This is a genomic window from Thalassospira sp. CH_XMU1458 (assembly GCF_037027205.1).
Classification (GTDB): domain Bacteria; phylum Pseudomonadota; class Alphaproteobacteria; order Rhodospirillales; family Thalassospiraceae; genus Thalassospira; species Thalassospira tepidiphila.
The window spans coordinates 21,015-38,184 of record NZ_JAYMDW010000003.1 but is presented as its reverse complement, the minus strand read 5'-3'; the positions used below and the strand labels follow the sequence as shown (position 1 = coordinate 38,184).

General features: G+C 54.6%; 16 protein-coding genes. 8 read left to right on the top strand and 8 right to left on the bottom strand.

Annotated elements, in window-relative coordinates:
* The first annotated feature begins 13 nt into the window (after nt 1-13).
* From phnL to phnN, 3 genes are read left to right on the top strand one after another with little or no spacing between them, the layout of a single operon-like run.
* On the top strand, nt 14-718 hold the full coding sequence (gene phnL / locus WBY09_RS14215; protein ID WP_336233071.1) for a phosphonate C-P lyase system protein PhnL: 705 nt from the start codon (nt 14-16) through the stop codon (nt 716-718).
* Nucleotides 711-1,853 carry an alpha-D-ribose 1-methylphosphonate 5-triphosphate diphosphatase gene (locus WBY09_RS14210; protein WP_336233070.1) on the top strand — a complete coding sequence of 381 codons (1,143 nt, stop codon included), beginning with the start codon at nt 711-713 and terminating at the stop codon, nt 1,851-1,853. The genes phnL and WBY09_RS14210 overlap by 8 nt, the downstream gene beginning before the upstream one ends.
* Nucleotides 1,850-2,455 carry a phosphonate metabolism protein/1,5-bisphosphokinase (PRPP-forming) PhnN gene (phnN, locus tag WBY09_RS14205; RefSeq protein WP_336233069.1) on the top strand — a complete coding sequence of 202 codons (606 nt, stop codon included), beginning with the start codon at nt 1,850-1,852 and terminating at the stop codon, nt 2,453-2,455. Before WBY09_RS14210 ends, phnN begins: the two co-directional genes overlap by 4 nt.
* Before the next feature lie 48 nt (nt 2,456-2,503).
* On the opposite strand, the gene WBY09_RS14200 is transcribed toward phnN, so the two are convergent.
* The 6 genes from WBY09_RS14200 to WBY09_RS14175 form a co-directional block, all read right to left on the bottom strand.
* Nucleotides 2,504-3,205 carry a DUF1045 domain-containing protein gene (locus WBY09_RS14200; RefSeq protein ID WP_336233068.1) on the bottom strand — a complete coding sequence of 234 codons (702 nt, stop codon included), beginning with the start codon at nt 3,203-3,205 and terminating at the stop codon, nt 2,504-2,506.
* A 95-nt stretch (nt 3,206-3,300) separates the two neighbouring features.
* Complete coding sequence (locus WBY09_RS14195; RefSeq protein WP_286792370.1) at nt 3,301-3,948, bottom strand: chloramphenicol acetyltransferase; 648 nt, start codon at nt 3,946-3,948, stop codon at nt 3,301-3,303.
* A 2-nt stretch (nt 3,949-3,950) separates the two neighbouring features.
* Nucleotides 3,951-4,763, bottom strand: a complete 813-nt coding sequence (phnE, locus tag WBY09_RS14190) for a phosphonate ABC transporter, permease protein PhnE (RefSeq protein ID WP_008889692.1) — start codon at nt 4,761-4,763, stop codon at nt 3,951-3,953.
* A 68-nt stretch (nt 4,764-4,831) separates the two neighbouring features.
* On the bottom strand, nt 4,832-5,848 hold the full coding sequence (phnD, locus tag WBY09_RS14185) for a phosphonate ABC transporter substrate-binding protein (RefSeq protein ID WP_008889691.1): 1,017 nt from the start codon (nt 5,846-5,848) through the stop codon (nt 4,832-4,834).
* Between the two features lie 70 nt (nt 5,849-5,918).
* Complete coding sequence (gene phnC, locus WBY09_RS14180) at nt 5,919-6,764, bottom strand: phosphonate ABC transporter ATP-binding protein (RefSeq protein ID WP_008889690.1); 846 nt, start codon at nt 6,762-6,764, stop codon at nt 5,919-5,921.
* A 304-nt stretch (nt 6,765-7,068) separates the two neighbouring features.
* On the bottom strand, nt 7,069-8,064 hold the full coding sequence (locus WBY09_RS14175) for an Ldh family oxidoreductase (protein WP_336233067.1): 996 nt from the start codon (nt 8,062-8,064) through the stop codon (nt 7,069-7,071).
* A 233-nt stretch (nt 8,065-8,297) separates the two neighbouring features.
* Between WBY09_RS14175 and WBY09_RS14170 the strand changes: the two genes are divergently transcribed.
* Nucleotides 8,298-8,756 (top strand): META domain-containing protein, encoded by a 459-nt coding sequence (locus WBY09_RS14170; RefSeq protein ID WP_336233066.1) that lies wholly within the window; start codon nt 8,298-8,300, stop codon nt 8,754-8,756.
* 134 nt (nt 8,757-8,890) lie between these two features.
* On the opposite strand, the gene WBY09_RS14165 is transcribed toward WBY09_RS14170, so the two are convergent.
* Nucleotides 8,891-10,561, bottom strand: a complete 1,671-nt coding sequence (locus WBY09_RS14165; protein WP_008889687.1) for a BCCT family transporter — start codon at nt 10,559-10,561, stop codon at nt 8,891-8,893.
* A 64-nt stretch (nt 10,562-10,625) separates the two neighbouring features.
* Nucleotides 10,626-11,039, bottom strand: coding sequence for a universal stress protein (locus tag WBY09_RS14160; RefSeq protein WP_063089282.1), 414 nt, complete (start codon nt 11,037-11,039; stop codon nt 10,626-10,628).
* An 860-nt stretch (nt 11,040-11,899) separates the two neighbouring features.
* On the opposite strand from WBY09_RS14160, the gene WBY09_RS14155 reads away from it, so the two are divergent.
* The 4 genes from WBY09_RS14155 to WBY09_RS14140 all read left to right on the top strand — a co-directional run bounded on the left by WBY09_RS14155 (nt 11,900) and on the right by WBY09_RS14140 (nt 17,141).
* Entirely contained in the window at nt 11,900-13,489 is a 1,590-nt protein-coding gene (locus WBY09_RS14155) for an ABC transporter substrate-binding protein (protein ID WP_008889684.1), read from the top strand.
* Nucleotides 13,490-13,685: 196 nt separating this feature from the next.
* Nucleotides 13,686-14,693 carry an ABC transporter permease gene (locus tag WBY09_RS14150; RefSeq protein WP_008889683.1) on the top strand — a complete coding sequence of 336 codons (1,008 nt, stop codon included), beginning with the start codon at nt 13,686-13,688 and terminating at the stop codon, nt 14,691-14,693.
* The gene (locus tag WBY09_RS14145; RefSeq protein ID WP_008889682.1) at nt 14,690-15,517 is read left to right on the top strand and encodes an ABC transporter permease; all 828 of its coding nucleotides are present in this window, start codon (nt 14,690-14,692) and stop codon (nt 15,515-15,517) included. The genes WBY09_RS14150 and WBY09_RS14145 overlap by 4 nt, the downstream gene beginning before the upstream one ends.
* Nucleotides 15,510-17,141: an ABC transporter ATP-binding protein gene (locus WBY09_RS14140; protein ID WP_008889681.1), complete on the top strand. Its 1,632-nt coding sequence runs from the start codon at nt 15,510-15,512 to the stop codon at nt 17,139-17,141. The genes WBY09_RS14145 and WBY09_RS14140 overlap by 8 nt, the downstream gene beginning before the upstream one ends.
* The last annotated feature ends 29 nt before the right edge of the window (nt 17,142-17,170 follow it).

Here is a 17,170-nt window from a genome sequence, read left to right as displayed (position 1 = left end):
CGGGGCGAAGAAAATGTCTGAAATGCTTCATGCTCAAAACGTCGCCAAAAGCTTTACCCTGCATACTCAGGGCAGCGTGACCATCCCGGTTTTTGAGGGCGTTGAATTCATGCTTTCGGCTGGTGAATGCATCGCGCTGACCGGTGAATCCGGATCGGGGAAAAGTACATTCATGCGCATGCTTTATGCCAATTACACATGCTCTCAAGGGTCCATCAAGGTGCTCCATGATGGCGACTGGCTTGATATCACCACCGCCAGCCCGCATTCGATACTGGAAATCCGCAAGCGCACGCTGGGCTATGTTTCGCAGTTCCTGCGCGTGATCCCGCGTGTGCCGACCCTTGATATCGTTGCCGAACCGCTGGTGGCCCTTGGCACGGATCGCAAGACCGCCACTGACAAGGCACGCGATCTTTTGACCCGTCTACGCATACCGGAACGTCTATGGCAGCTTTCGCCGCTGACCTTTTCGGGTGGGGAACAACAACGTGTGAATATTGCGCGCGGCTTTATTGCCGATTATCCGATCATGCTACTTGATGAACCGACCGCATCGCTTGACGCCCAAAATCGCGCCACAGTTCTGGCGCTGATTGAAGAAGCCAAAAGCCGTGGGGCGGCGATTGCCGGCATTTTCCATGACCATGAAACCCGTGATGCCGTCTGCACCGGGTCGTTTGATGTGACTTCGTTTAAAGTTGGGGCCAATGACTGAACAGATTTTTACCAATGCCAAGCTCGTTCTGGCCAACGAAGTCATTGATGGCGCCGTGCAGGTCAAGGACGGCAAGATCAGCGATATTTCCGATCGTCCATCGAACCTGCCAGGGGCAGAGGACATGGGTGGCGATTACCTGATGCCGGGCCTGGTCGAGTTGCATACCGACAACCTCGACAAGCACCTGACCCCGCGCCCGAAGACACGCTGGCCAGCAACAGCCGCCGTTGTTGCCCATGACAACCAGGTTGCCAGTGCCGGGATCACCACCGTGTTTGATGCGGTATCCATCGGTGACGTCAATGAAGGGTCGGAACGCATTGTCAGACTGATTGAATCGGTCAATGCCCTTGAACACGCGCTGGAAAATGCATTGCTGCGCGCCGATCACAAGCTCCATCTGCGCTGCGAAACATCCTTCCCGGGCATGGTCGAGGCCCTTGGTCAATTGATCGACCTGCCTCTGGTCAGCATGCTTTCGGTGATGGATCACACACCGGGTCAGCGCCAGTTCGTCAGCCTTGATGCCTACTACACCTACTATCAGGGCAAATACGGCCTGAACGACGAGGAAATGCGCAAATTCATCGCCACCCGCCGTCGCGATGCCGAGCTTTATTCCGAAAAGCACCGCCGTCATGTGGTCGAACAGGCCCATGCGAAGGGCCTTGCACTCGCCAGCCACGATGACGCAACCGCCGAGCACGTCGCCGAGGCGGTTGCAGACAAAATGACCGTGGCTGAATTCCCCACCACGCTTGAAGCCGCCAAGGCATCCCATGAAGGTGGACTTGGTGTGATGATGGGGGGCCCGAACCTTGTGCGCGGAGGATCGCATAGCGGCAATGTTGCTGCCGGTGATTTGGCAAAGCACGGCTATCTCGACATCATATCAAGCGACTATGTCCCGCACAGCCTTTTGCACGGCGCGATGAAGCTGTTTGACGAGTTCGAAGGTTACGATCTGCCACGCGCCATTCGCACCGTGTCGCTTAATCCGGCGACCCAGGTCGGGCTCGATGATCGCGGCGAGATTGCGGTTGGCAAACGTGGTGATCTGATCCATGTACATCATTCCCCGCACCATCCGATTGTACGCGGCGTCTGGCGCGAAGGCGTGCGGGTGTCATGACCGGCGCGCCTGCACATAATTGCAGATCAGGATACGGACTTCTGGTCCTTGTCGTTGGCCCAAGTGGTGTTGGCAAGGACACCCTTCTCGATGCAGCGCGCGAAAGACTTGCCCAAGACAAGCAATTCTGCTTTCCACGGCGCTGCATCACCCGCCCGGCCGGATCGGTTGGAGAAACACACATCCCCGTCCGGCCCGAAGATTTCGGACAAATGGCACGTCAGGGAGCGTTCCTGCTGAGCTGGATGGCCCATGATCTGGGATACGGCATCCCGCGCCATGTTCTTGGCGAGGTCGAGGCAGGCAAAACCGTCATCGTCAATGTATCGCGCAGCGTCATTTCAGATGCCTGTGCCCTTGTCGGGCAAAACAACGTCCGGGTGATCAGCATCCGCGCCAGCAGCGAGGCATTGCGCAAACGGCTTGAAGCCCGCGGGCGCGAAGATGCCCTTGATATCGAACGTCGGCTTGCACGCGCATCCGCCTATCAGGTTGAGGGCGATCATGTTGTTCATGTTGACAACGATGCCGATCTTGAAACCGGCATCGCGCGCTTCATCCACGCAATTGAAATGCCACAACCAATTGCAAACCGCGCCTGAGGCTCTTTCAGCCATCCAAAAATGCTGCACCTTAAAAGCGCAGCATTTTTATCCTGCCAATGAGAAACGTTTCACCAGTTTGAACGGCTTCTGATCCCCCGGATCACCAAACAGACAGACTTCGCGGACAGTAAATGGGTTCTGACACAGCGGTGCGACCAAGCCTGAAAGTGCCGCTTTGAGGGGATCGATCTGATCGTCTGACAGCTTGTTGGTCAATGTCAGATGGAAGCGGAATTCTTCCATGACATAGGGATAGCCCCAGCGCACAAGATAGGCTTCCTGCCGATCCGTCAGACCGCTAGCACGGCGCTTGTTCATTGCCGCTTCGTCTTCGGGCTGGCGAAAATCATCGAGTTCGCGCACCAGTGTTGCCGCAAGGGCGGCCAGATCTGCGACCGGTTCGGTCGGAACAAGTGCCAGAAAACGACCAATCGCCTTTAAGACCAGATGTCCGCACGTTACCGGTGCAGTCGTTTTGCAAAGTCGCGAAACGGTGGTTTCCAGATCGCCACGATCCATGCCGCGTGGCAGTGCAAATGGCGGTTTCAGAGTACCATGAAAACCATAGCGACTTGGCGACGTCGTTGCCGCCACAATCTCGGCTTCCGTCAAGCCCGCAACAGTTGGACGAGCCAACTGGTTTCCGGTTTCCGGATCCCGCCCCAGCCAGGCATTGCCAAACTGCCCCAACGCGCTTTGCGGTTCTGGCGCATAATAAAGCGCGTAGCGTTGATATTGGTCGGTCATGAGTGAACTCTGGAAACGGGTGACGCGGCAAGAAATGCCAAAGGTCAGTAGCTTAACCTTCGGCATCCATCAAATCATTGGGAAATATTGATCGGTTAAACCGTATCGTATTTCAGGCAAAAGTCACGCACCGGAAGCGTTCGAAAATCCTGCAATCTTTCGCGTAGCATTTCATGCGACCAATCCCACCAGCGAATACGCAGAAGCGCATCGACGATGTCTGCCTCGAACCGGGGGCGCAGGGGGACTGCCGGAATACCTGTCACAATCGTGTAGGGCGGGACATCCTTGGTCACCACCGCACCCGATCCCACGACAGAACCGATGCCGATGGTTACACCACCCTGCACAATCGCGCCGTGCCCGATCCAGACATCATGTTCCAGACGCACGCGTTTTTCGCGACGCCAGTCAAAGAACGCCGGATCATCTTCGCCCAGTTCATAGGCGCCGGAGCGATACTGGAAATGATGCATCGACGCCCGATCCATCGGATGCTGTCCCGGGTTGATCCGGGTATGGGCAGCGATGTTCACGAACTTGCCGATATCGGAATAGATGATTTCGCTGTCATTCACGACATAGGAATAGTCATCCATTTTCGTTTCGCGCATCGAGGTACGTGCACCGACTTCGGTCCAGATCCCCATTTCGCAATCAACGACAATCGCTGTTTGGTCAATCGTGGGCTGTTCCGACAATGCCTTCATTGCCGGTTTGGCCTGCGTAATGTTGAAAGCCATGATCAGGTCACCAGTTTACGCAGACGCTGGGACACCATATCAAGCAGGCTGACCGAAATAATGATGATGATCATGACGGCGGCTGTTTCCGCGTAATAGAAGCCACGGATATATTCCCACAGCACCATGCCGATACCACCGGCCCCGACAATGCCCAGCACAGTCGCCGAACGCACATTGCTCTCGAAACGATAGAGCGAATAGGAAATCCACAACGGCAAGACCTGCGGGATCACGCCAAAGATGACTTCCTGAAGCGCATTGGCCCCCGTTGCACGAATGCCTTCGACCGGTTCGGGATCAATTGCTTCGACTGCCTCGGAAAACAGTTTGGCCAGAACGCCCGTGGTGTGAATCCAAAGGGCCAGGACACCGGCAAACGGGCCAAGCCCGACCGCAACAACGAACAACATGGCAAAGACCATTTCGTTGATCGCGCGGAAGGAATCCATCAGGCGACGGACCGGCTGATAGACCCAGACAGGGACGATATTTTCAGAAGAAAGAATGCCAAACGGGATCGAGCAAACGATTGAAAGCGCTGTGCCCCAGATCGCAATCTGGATGGTGATCCACATTTCTGCGACATACATCTTCCACATCAGGAAGTCGGGCGGGAAGAAGCCCTCGGCGAAGTCGACCATGTTGCCGCTGTTTTCAAACAGCGCCATCGGGCGCATATCTGCCCCCTCCCACGACATGGCCAGAAGTCCAAGGATGATCGCCCAAAGCAGGAAGCTTGATGCCGACCGCTTAAGGTCACGCGGCGGAAGCTCCGTTGCGACAGATGATGTCGAAGAAATGCTGCTGTTCATCGTTCAAATCCCGGAATTAAAAGCAAACAGGGAGCGCACCTTTGATGCACTCCCTGTCGAAAAGTCGGTTACTGGTAGGCAACCAGGATGTCGAGTTCAGCAAGTTTCTTGTCGATCTCGGCAACACGTTCTGCTTTTTCTTCAGCAGAAAGCTCTTCGGTGTTCTGGATTTTCAGCTTGTCCTTGAACAGGGCCAGCTGACGGATCGGGTAAAGCTGCGCGTTCGAGCTTTCCATGAAAAGACCCATGCCATCGGAGTTGTTGGCAAGAACTTCCTTGGCGCTTTCAACATCACCGAAACGACCGTAACCAAGAAAGAATGCCTTGATTTCGGATTTCAGTTCGCGCGACAGGTCTTTACGGTAAACCATCGGGTCAGACGGGATCAGCGGCGAGGTCCAGATGACTTTGACCTTGTCCGTGATTTCCGGCTTGTTCATTTTGGTACGGCCAAGCTGCTCGGAGTTGTTGGCAGCAACATCAACCTGCTTGTTGGCAGTCGCCATCAGGTTGGTTTCGTGGTTGGCGTTACGAACGGTCTTGAAGCATTCCTTCGGGTCAACGCCGTTTTTCGCGAAGACATAATAGGACGGAACCAGGAAGCCCGAGGTCGAGTTCGGATCACCGATACCGAAGTTCAGCGAACCATCACATTTCAGCATGTCTTCAAGGGTTTTGACCTTGTCGTTATCAGCCTGGGTGATGATGTGGGAGTAGTAACCGTTCGAACCATCGGATTTGGAGGTCTGAACGAAGACTTCGCCACCGGCGCGGTCAACAGCTTCCATTGCCGACTTGTTACCAAACCAGCCAACGTGAACCTTGCCAAAACGCATGCCTTCGATGATGCCGGCATAATCCGGTGCAAAGAATGCCTCGACGTCTTTGCCAAGTGCTTCTTCCATGTCATCGATCAGCGGCTGCCACTGAGCTTTGAGGTTGGAAGTAGATTCTGTCGAAATGATACCGAAAACGATGGTTTCCGGATCCTGTTCGAGTGGCTTGAATTCAACATCGGCCTTGGCAACGACGGATGCCAGCATCGTGGCCGCAAATGCTGCGGATGCGATTGTCTTAACGTTCATAAGAAGTCCCCTGTCAGAATAGATTTCGACATGTTTCGAGAAGGTAAGGCAGTCATGACAACTGGCCCGGCTAGCTTGTTGCGACAGCCAGGTCCTTTTCTGCGATGGGCCGTGTAACGGGCTCTGCGGCCTTTGCCGCACCATCGGCAAAAAGTTCGGAAGAATGTTCGCCGTAAAGTTCCTGAAGGAATTGCGGCGTCAGTTCGCTTGACGGTCCGTCAAAAACAACTTCACCATCGCGCATGGCGATGGTGCGTTTGCAGTAGTCTTTTGCGTAATCAACCTGATGAAGCGATACGATGACGGTGACGTTGTCTTCGCGGTTTACGCGATCAAGCGTGTTCATCACCTTGCGGGACGATGCCGGATCAAGCGATGCAATCGGCTCGTCAGCAAGAATAAGTCGAGCACCCTGGGTAATGGTGCGCGCAATCGCCGCGCGCTGTTGCTGACCACCCGAGAGGTTACGTGCCTTTTTCGACGCATGGGCATCAATGCCAACACGATGAAGCGCACTCATGGCGCGCATCTTTTCGGTTTTGGTAAACAGACCAAGCGACCCGCGCCATGCCGGCACACGGCCCAAAAGCCCCATCAGGACGTTGGTCAGAACCGAAAGACGGCTAACCAGATTGAATTGCTGGAAGACAACACCAATCTCGGAGCGCACCTTGCGGGCACCGCGTGAAATCTTGCCATTTTCCTGAATGGTTTCGCCAAACACCACGATCTTGCCGCCATCGCGATCACCGCGCAGCAAACCGGCAATATGACGGATCAGTGTGGATTTACCCGAACCCGATGCGCCAATCAGCGCCACCATCTCGCCTTCCCGCACCTGCAGTTTGACGCCGCTAAGCGCACGCTTGTCGCGGGTAAAGCTTTTGTTCAGTCCAGAGATATCTACAACCAGCATCAAAAGAGTCGCCTGAATGTGTTTCGCTGGAAGAAGAAGCTACGCACAAACCGCGACTCTACGGTGACACTGATGTTACAGTTCGATGATTACGCAGAGCATATTGCCCCGACAACAATTAAACTTGTCTATACATCAAGAATTCATCGAAGTATTCACCGGTAATTCCGAAATTATTTCTGTAACATTTTCAAAATTGTCAGCAAGCATTTGTCTGATGAATGTCCAATTTTAAAACTACAGAACAGTCAAACATTCGGCATCAACGATTTTGACACCGAGATAGACGGACCAATCGCGAAATTTATTTAATTTGACTGATGGTCTCCATGACGTCGTCTTCGATCTCAAGCCCCTCCGCTTCGGCAAGTGCGCGTGCCTGCTTGCCGCGACGCCCCGGCAAACGAACACCTTCTTCTGCGGCAATCTCGTTGGCAATATAGGCGAGGTGATCCATTACACCGACACCGCCGGTTGCCTTGGGATCAATGGCAATGATCAGTTGTCCAAGCGCAGGCGGTGCGCCTTTGTCATCAAAAAGTGACGAAGACTGGTGACCGAACTGTGCACCGGTAAGACCAGCCGCAAGAAGTTCCACCATCATGGCAAGTGCCGCCCCCTTGACCCCACCTGCCGGGATCATCGTGCCATCAATGGCTTTGACCGCATCGGTGGTCGGATTGCCATCCACATCAAGCGCCCAGTCATCGGGAATGGCGACGCCCTTTTGCTTGGCAGCCATGATCTTGCCGCGCGCGACCTTTGAAAGCGCAAGGTCGATGATGATCGGATCACCGGCATCCCCGACCGGTACGCCAAAAGCAATCGGGTTTGTGCCAAACATCGGGCGCCGCCCATTCCATGCCGCCATGGCCGCCGGGGCATTGGCAAACATCATCGCCGCCAATCCCTTTTCCGCCAGACGTTCGACCGTAAGACCCATCACCCCCGCATGATGCGATCTGTGGATTGCGGCAATCGCAATCCCCTGGGTGCGGGCCATGTCGGGCAAGTGATCCATCATCAGATCCAGTGCCGGATAGGCAAATCCATGCTGCGCATCAATGCGCAAAACGCCAGGTGTCGGCTTTTCAAAGATCGGGCTGATCATGCCATCAACCTTGCCGACCTTTGCCTGCGCGCTATAGGCCGGCACGCGACGAAAACCGTGTCCCCCTTGTCCGGATGCCTCGGCCGTCACAAGTGCAGTTGCGACCGAGGCCGCATTGTCTGCCCGCACATTGCAGCGCATCAAAGTTTCGCACACAAGTGCGTGGGCATCTTTCACGGAAATCTTCATCGTCAGGTAACCTTGATTTTCAAAGTGGGGCTTTGGAACCGGGAAACGGGCGCAAGGATAATGCGCCTGCAGGATCCGTAACATAGCCACAAGCCATCCCTGCGCGCAAAGCTGTTTTGGTTGCGACCAGAAGCGCCTTTGGCGCCAACGACTTTCAAAATATGATACCATCACCAGAATTTGCGAATGACAGGATCGCGCGGGGGCCGCGCAAGCATTACAGGAATTCAGATATGCGTCAGGTTAAACACAGGATCGTCTTGCCTTTGGCGTTGGTTGCGTTGGCATCACTTGCAGCCTGCAGCACCGCATCCACAGGCAACATGACACCGGATTGGGGAAGTGTAACTGATCAGGAATGGCAACTGGTGCAGGTCATTGATGGCAACAGCACCCTGTCGCCGACCCCGCCTGTCATGGCGACCGCGACATTTTCCAGCGACGGCATGGTGTCGGGCAATGCAGGCTGCAATCAGTATTCCGGCAGTTACGAACAGGCGGGATCGTCACTGGGTGTCGCGCAGCTCGTCATGACACGAAAGATGTGCATCGCCGACAACGCCATGCAGATCGAAAATGCCTTTAGCGGCGCATTCGTCTTGGTCAGTAGCTGGGATTTTGTTGATGGGCGTCTTGTTCTCAAGGACAATGACGACAACATGGTTATCGAGCTGACGGGCGCCGCGCAATAAGCACATCGGCATTGCTCACATACCACCAGACGCAACATGCTTGCGCGAAATGAAAAAGGGGCACCAGTTGGCGCCCCTTTTCTTTGACCAGGTATCATTACCGCCAAACGGCGAGATACGCATATGTCGATATTCTAGTCCTTGCTGACCGTCGCCTCGGAATTGGCACCGACGGCCTTGGGTTCGGTCCGCAGACCCTGGATGATCGAATAGCAGGCCATCAGAAGGACAATCGCAAACGGGAAGCCGGTCGAAACCGCCATCGCCTGCAAGGATCCAAGACCACCGCCAAGCAGCAATGCAATCGCAACAAGACCTTCGAAGGTGCACCAGAACACGCGCTGCGGGACCGGTGCGTCGACCTTGCCGCCTGCGGTGATGGTATCAATCACAAGCGAGCCAGAGTCAGACGAGGTCACGAAGAACACGATCACCAGAACAATCCCGATAAAGGACGTGATGGCTTGCAGCGGAAGCTGATCGAGCATGGTGAACAGTTTGATCGGCAGACCTGCTTCGGCAATCGCCGTCACGCCTTCGGTTACCATATGCACCGCGGTGCCGCCAAAGGCCGTCATCCACAGAACACACACCAGCGACGGAATAATCAGAACGCAGGTGATGAATTCACGCACGGTACGACCACGCGAAACACGCGCAATGAACATGCCGACAAACGGTGACCAGGAAATCCACCACGCCCAATAGAAGGACGTCCAGCCCTGGCTGAAGTTGGCGTCTTCACGACCGACCGGGTTTGAAAGTGCCGGAAGATATTGCGCATATGACAGCAGGCTGGAGAAGAAACCAGTGATGATTTCCATTGTCGGACCAACCAGAACCACAAACAGCAACAGAAGTGCTGCAAGGATCATGTTGATTTCCGACAGACGCTTCACCCCGGCATCAAGACCCGCCAGCACCGAAATAAGTGCAACACCGGTAATCCCGACAATCAGGAAAACCTTCGATGTATCGGAAACCGAAATGCCAAACAGGTAATCAAGCCCGGCATTGGCCTGTTCCGCCCCGAAACCAAGCGAAGTTGCAAGACCAAACAGGGTAGCGAACACCGCCAGAATATCAATCAGGTGACCGGTCCAGCCCCACACACGTTCACCAAAGATCGGATAGAAGATCGAACGAATGGTCAGCGGCAGGCCCTTGTTAAAGGAAAACAGTGCCAGTGCCAGTGCGACAGTGGCATAGATCGCCCATGGGTGAAGACCCCAGTGGAAGATGGTCGCAGCCATGCCAAGATCAAATGCAGCATCGGCATCACCGGCGGCCGCACCAAGCGGCGCCCAGTCGGTACGAAGACCATCTTCACCGACAGCAATTCCACCCATCGAGGATGTGAAGTGCGAAATCGGTTCTGACACGCCATAGAACATAAGACCGATGCCCATGCCGGCAGCAAACAGCATGGCAAACCAGCCCGCATAGGAATAATCCGGTGTTGCATCCGCACCGCCAAGGCGCACACGGCCGAGCGGCGAGACAATCAGAAACAGACACAACACGACAAATACGTTGGCAGCAGACAGGAAGAACCAGTCAAGCGACGATGTCAGCCAACCACGCAGGTCGTTGAACATCGGCCCGACACTTTCCTGAAAAGCCAGGGTGAGAAAGACGAATGCAACAATTGCAAGACCCGAAATCAGAAAGACCGGGTTATGGACATCCAGTCCAAATGGCCCGATCTCTGCTTGGATATTGTCTTGCCCGATTTCATATTCTGTATCAATCGGGTTCGCTGCACCGTCCGGGCTTTCAATGCCCGTGTCAGCTTCAGACCCCATTTGAAACTCCCTAGGTTAAATGAATATATAGCTACCCCTAGCCGTAAAGGTTCGTCCGTATCCCCTAACGCACGAGGAATACAGAAAGATCCGAGTGTGACGCGACATATCCGCCATGAGACGCAAAAATGTGGTCGGCAATACCGGGCACGTGCGATGCCATGACGATGACGTCGGCACCAAGCTCGTCGGCCTTGGCGACAAGTTCCTTGCTGAGATCCACTGCCGGATCATGCGAAATATGCGCGACCGCCTTGGTGCTTACACCATGCTTGGACGCCAGATCCTCGGCGAAAGCCTGAAGTTTCTGTTCAAATTCCTTTGGCGTATGCGCCACAGATGACGGCGTATTGGTACCGACACCTAGAAGGCTTATCTCGGCCTTGTAATGCTTGGCTAGATCGACCGCCGTTTTAATTGCTTTATCCAATTTTTCAACGTGGGCCAAATCGACAGGCACGAGCATCTTCTGATACATTCATTCCTCCGTTATGTGCACCACCCCTGAAGTCCGTGGTTTCACGAAATATCAGGGCAGCGAAAAGAACCTAACATTGACGGTACGCAAAATCAAAAACGGGCTTTCGAAAGTGCGCACAAGCAATGCTGCAATATTTGCCGTAAAATTCCAGCACACCGTTTGACAGTACTCGTCGTCGAAAATTGACCTGACCACATTGGGAAACTGCGCCTAAAGTCGAATCGCCAAATGATTATTTTTCAGGTTTCCAAACAGAACATCCGGTGCCTTTAAGCGAATTTTCGATGTTCGAACTTGAAAATTTTAAAAAATTTTTCTCGCTCTAAATCGGCCTATCCAAGCCATCAGCTTTCCCACCCGTAAACCCCTTAATTGGCAAGGCGTTTCTTGGCAAATTCCATCGGATTTCTATTCTATTTTTCAGAGAGTTTCACATGGTGAAACTCTATCCCCGGATGCCGAAAAATCGCACGGCCATGCGCACTTGGCTTGATGAAGCCCCCAAACTCGTGTCACGATGTGCGCGATTTGTGCACTGTCTGTCCCACACAACATGTGCCTCCAGATCAGAACACCATAAGTTCTGAATGGACATATTTGCTGGATCCGTCTTGTGAAAGGCAGGCATCCATGGCCGTGCACATACCCGAAAGGGAAAATTATTGTGGCCAACGGGGGAGTTGATCAACTGCGCAATAACGGTGCCATGGCGCAACAGCACATCTTCATGCTGCATGCCCGTTTGTGTCTGAACGACACCCCAACCTGCACAACCAAGCACAACCAAATCGCGGGTAGGATCTGCCACACCATTAAAATAATTCAGCAAAATCAAAAGCATCAGAGAAGGAACAGGGATGACTGACCCTATCAAGTATTTCGCGTCACGCGTCACAGCATCTGAAATGAACCGTCGTGAATTCATCGGCCGTTCGATGGCCGCCGGCCTGACCCTTGCCGCCGCCACAAGCCTCTATGGCAAGGCCGCCATGGCACAGGAACCAAAGCGCGGCGGGCATCTGAAACTTGGCCTTCAGGGCGGGGCTTCGACCGACGTTATTGATCCGGCAAAATCCTCTTCGCAATTCACCTTTGCCATGAACCGTAACTGGGGTGACACCCTGGTTGAATCGCACCCGACCAGCGGCCTTGCCGTCCCATCGCTTGCAGAATCCTGGGAACCGAATGCCGACGCATCGGTCTGGACGTTCAAAATCCGTAAGGGTGTCGAGTTCCATGACGGCTCCGAACTGACCATCGACGATGTTGTCAAAACCCTGAACCGCCACACCGACGAAAAGTCCGAGTCCGGCGCACTGGGTGTTCTGGGCTCGATCAAAGGCATCGAAAACAAGGGCGGCGATCTTGTTCTGACGCTTTCGGAAGGCAACGCTGATCTTCCGCTGCTGCTGAGCGACTATCACCTCGTGATCCAGCCGGGTGGCGGTTATGACAACCCGAATGCCGGTATCGGTACCGGTCCGTTCAAGATCGACAACTTCGAAGCCGGTGTACGCGCAACCTTCGTTAAAAACGAAAACGACTGGCGCACCGATCGCGGCTTTGTTGATTCTGTCGAAATGATCGTGATGAACGATGCCACCGCACGTATGGCAGCCCTGTCATCGGGTCAGGTTCACTTCATCAACCGCGTTGATCCGAAGACCGTTGGCCTTCTGAAACGTGCACCGAATGTCGAAATTCAGACCACTTCGGGCCGTGGCCACTATGTCTTCATCATGCATTGCAACACCGCACCGTTTGACAATAACGACCTGCGTCTGGCGCTGAAATACGCGATGGACCGTGAAACCATGGTCGAAAAGATCCTTGGCGGTTACGGCAAGGTCGGCAACGACTTCCCGATCAACGAAACCTATGCCCTGTTCCCGGAAGGCATCGAACAGCGTTCCTATGACCCGGACAAGGCGGCCTTCCACTTCAAGAAGTCCGGCCATGACGGTTCGGTTCTGCTGCGCACGTCTGACGTTGCCTTCCCGGGTGCTGTCGATGCGGCGGTTCTCTATCAGGAAACCGCGAAAAAAGCCGGGATCGATATCGAAATCAAGCGCGAGCCGGGTGACGGTTACTGGTCAAACGTCTGGAACGTTCAGCCGTTCTCAACCTCTTACTGGGGTGGTCGTCCGACCCAGGACCAGATGTATTCGACGGCCTATCTGTCGAGTGCTGACTGGAACGACACCCGCTTCTTCAACACCGACTTCGACAAGATCCTTCTCGAAGCGCGTGCTGAACTTGATCAGGCCAAGCGTAAGGAAATGTATCACGACATGGCACTGATGGTCCGTGACACCGGTGGTCTTATCCTGCCGATGTTCAATGACTTCGTGAACGCAACCACGACCAACGTTTCCGGATTTGTCGATGACATCGGGAACGACATGTCGAACGGTTATGTTGCGACGCGTCTGTGGATCAACAGCTAATCAACCGGGATGCATTGCATCCCGATGATTGAAGACTTGCGGGATCACGGTTGGTTTGACCGTGGTCCCCGTCTTGTTGTTCGCCTGTTTGTTTGACACATGGTCTGATCGAAATTTCCAGATGGAGGCAAATGATCCTTTGCCGTCCCACCCGTCTTGAATTTCCGTTCAGGCCATTAAGGGGGAGTATGTGTTCATGGCCAATCCCTTGGCCGGCGTACGAGCCACGCGACACAGACTGAAAGAAACCCATCCGTTATCGGTGTTGATTGCCGAACGTCTGGGTTTGAGTTTGTTGTTGCTCTGGGCTGTATCAATTCTGATTTTTGCCGGAGTCGAAGCCCTTCCGGGCGATTTTGCCGAAACCTATCTTGGTCAGTCTGCAACACCGCAGGCGATTGCCAATATCCGCGCTGACCTTGGCCTGGATCGCCCGATTACCACGCGCTATTTCGAATGGCTTGGCGGCGTTGTTCAAGGCGACTTTGGCAACAGTTGGGCAAGCGGTGCGCCGGTGACCGAACAAATCACCAAACGCCTTGGCAACTCGCTGTTTCTTGCGTTCTTCGCGGCGGCGATTTCGGTCCCGCTTGCGGTCGGGCTTGGCATGGTCGCGGTTCACTATCGCAACCGTATTCCTGATCGCGTGATCAACGTTCTGTCGCTTGCCGCGATCTCCCTGCCGGAATTCTTCATCGGCTATATCCTGATTGTGTTCTTTGCCGTTCAGATGGGGGTCGCGACCTTCCCGTCCACGGTCTATGACAATATGAGCTGGTCAGAACGACTGGCCGCCATTGCCCTGCCGACGGCAACACTGGTGATGGTGGTACTCGCACATATGATGCGCATGACCCGTGCGGCCATTATCAGTGTGATGTCATCGGCCTACATGGAAACGGCCGAGCTGAAAGGCCTTGGCGCCTTCAAGGCGATCGTCAAACACGCGGCTCCGAATGCCATTGCCCCGATTGTTAACGTTGTTGCCCTTAACCTTGCCTATCTGGTGGTCGGTGTTGTCGTGGTCGAGGTTGTCTTCGTCTATCCCGGTATGGGCCAGTATATGGTTGATGCTGTGACGGTACGTGACATGCCCGTTGTGCAGGCCTGTGGGCTTATCTTTGCGGCGGTATATATCCTGCTCAATATGGTGGCCGATATCGTCGCTATTGTCGCCAATCCGAGACTGAGGCATCCGCGATGAGATTACGTGAAATCCCGCTGACCGCCTGGATCGGAATTCTGGGCATTCTGTTTGCTTTTGGCTGTGCTGTCTTTGCCCCGCTCATCGCGCCCTATGGGGAACGCGAAATTGTTGCGGGTGTTTGGGAACCGGCCAGTGATCTTTATCTTCTGGGCACCGATAACCTGGGTCGTGATCTTCTGTCACGGCTGATTTACGGTGCACAGACAACCCTGTTTGTGTCGCTTGCGGCATCGATCCTGTCGTTTTCAATCGGCATTTTCCTGAGCTTTACGGCCGCTGTTTCCGGCGGCCCGATTGATCAGGGACTGTCGCGCCTGAACGATCTGATGATGTCGATCCCGACCCTGATTTTTGCCCTGGTGGTGCTGGCGGTCCTGCCGCAAAACATCTTCATCCTGATTGCCGTGATGGCCATTCTCGACTCAACGCGTGTTTATCGTCTGGGCCGTGCGGTGGCTCTTGATGTTGCGGTGATGGAATTTGTCGAGGCCGCCAAACTGCGGGGTGAAGGCCGGATGTGGATCATCTTCCGTGAAATTCTGCCTAATACACTTTCGCCGCTTCTGGCGGAATTCGGGCTGCGTTTCGCGTTTTCGATCCTCTTCCTGTCGACACTTTCCTTCCTGGGTCTTGGCATTCAACCACCCGCCGCCGACTGGGGTGGCATGGTCAAGGACAACAAGGACGGCATCATCTTTGGCATTCAGGCTGCCCTTATTCCGGGTGGCGCGATTGCGGCCCTTGCCGTCTGTGTCAACATGGTTGTCGACTGGTTGCTGAAACGTACTTCCAGCCTGAAAGGAGGCCGCGGCGATGTCTGATCTTTTATCGGTACGCGATCTGCGCATTGGCGCGACCATCTTCCCGCCGGGTGAAGCCCCGATGGATATCGAAATTGTCCATGGTGTGTCCTTTGATTTGCAAAAGGGCAAGGTCCTTGGCCTGATCGGGGAATCCGGTGCGGGTAAATCCACCATCGGCCTTGCGGCACTGGCCTATGGCCGGGGTGGTGTGCGCATCACCGGCGGTGAAGTCCTGCTTGATGGCCAGGACATCCTGCCGCTTGATAAAAAGGGGATCCGCAAGATCCGTGGGGCCCGTGTCTGTTACGTAGCCCAATCGGCTGCGGCATCGTTTAACCCGGCGCACAAACTGGGCGATCAGGTGATTGAAGCCACGGTCGAACACGGCCTGATGAGCCGGGATGAGGCCCGCAAACGGGCCGACTATCTGTTTGAAATTCTGGGTCTTCCTGACCCCAAGAATTTCGGCAACCGGTTCCCGCATCAGGTATCGGGCGGCCAGTTGCAGCGTGCCATGACCGCCATGGCACTGTGTTCCAAACCGGAACTGATTGTCTTTGACGAACCGACCACCGCCCTTGACGTGACCACCCAGATTGATGTTCTGGCCGCGATCAAGAATGCGATTGAAATGACCGGCACCGCCGCCCTTTACATCACCCATGATCTGGCCGTTGTCGCCCAGATTTCCGATGACATCATGGTTCTGCGCAATGGTGAAACCGTCGAATATGGCCCGGTCCAGCAGATCATTGAAAACCCGCGTCAGGAATATACCAAGGCGCTTGTCAATGTGCGTCAGACCAAACAGACCGAAGCCCGTGACCAGTCCGATGCGTTGCTGAAAGTTGAAAACATTTCGGCGGCCTATGGCAACGGGGTTCAGGTTCTTCATGACGTATCGCTGCATGTGCCGCGTGGCCAGACACTGGCTGTGGTGGGGGAATCCGGTTCGGGTAAATCGACACTGGCCCGCGTCATCACCGGTTTGCTGCCCCCATTCCAGGGCAGCGTCACATTCGGTGACGAGGAACTGTCCAACGCCCAAAAGGACCGGTCACGCGATCATTTGCGACGTATCCAGTTGATCTATCAAATGGCGGATACCGCGATGAACCCGCGCCAGACCGTCGGGCAGATCATCGGTCGTCCGTTGCAATTCTATTTCGGCAAGCGTGGTGCGGAACGCAAAAAGGAAGTCATCAAACTTCTTGATGAAATCGAGATGGGCGAAGCCTTCTATGACCGCTATCCGGCCGAACTTTCCGGTGGGCAAAAGCAACGTGTGGCGATCGCGCGTGCCCTGGCCGCACAGCCAGAACTGATCCTGTGTGACGAGCCGACCTCGGCCCTTGATCCGCTGGTGGCCGAAGGCATTCTTGACCTGCTTTTACGTCTGCAGAAAGAACGTCAGGTGTCCTATCTGTTCATCACCCATGACATCGCAATTGTGCGCGCAATTGCCGATTCTGTTGCGGTGATGCTGCAGGGCAAGCTGGTCGATTTCGGCCCACGCTCCGAGGTCCTGAACCCGCCATTTGACGATTACACCGACCTTCTTTTGAAGTCGGTGCCGGAAATGGAACTCGGCTGGCTGGAAAAAGTTCTGGCCACGCGCAAAATGGAAAGTGCCGGTCACTAAAAACCGTGCGAAAACAAAAAAAGGCGGCC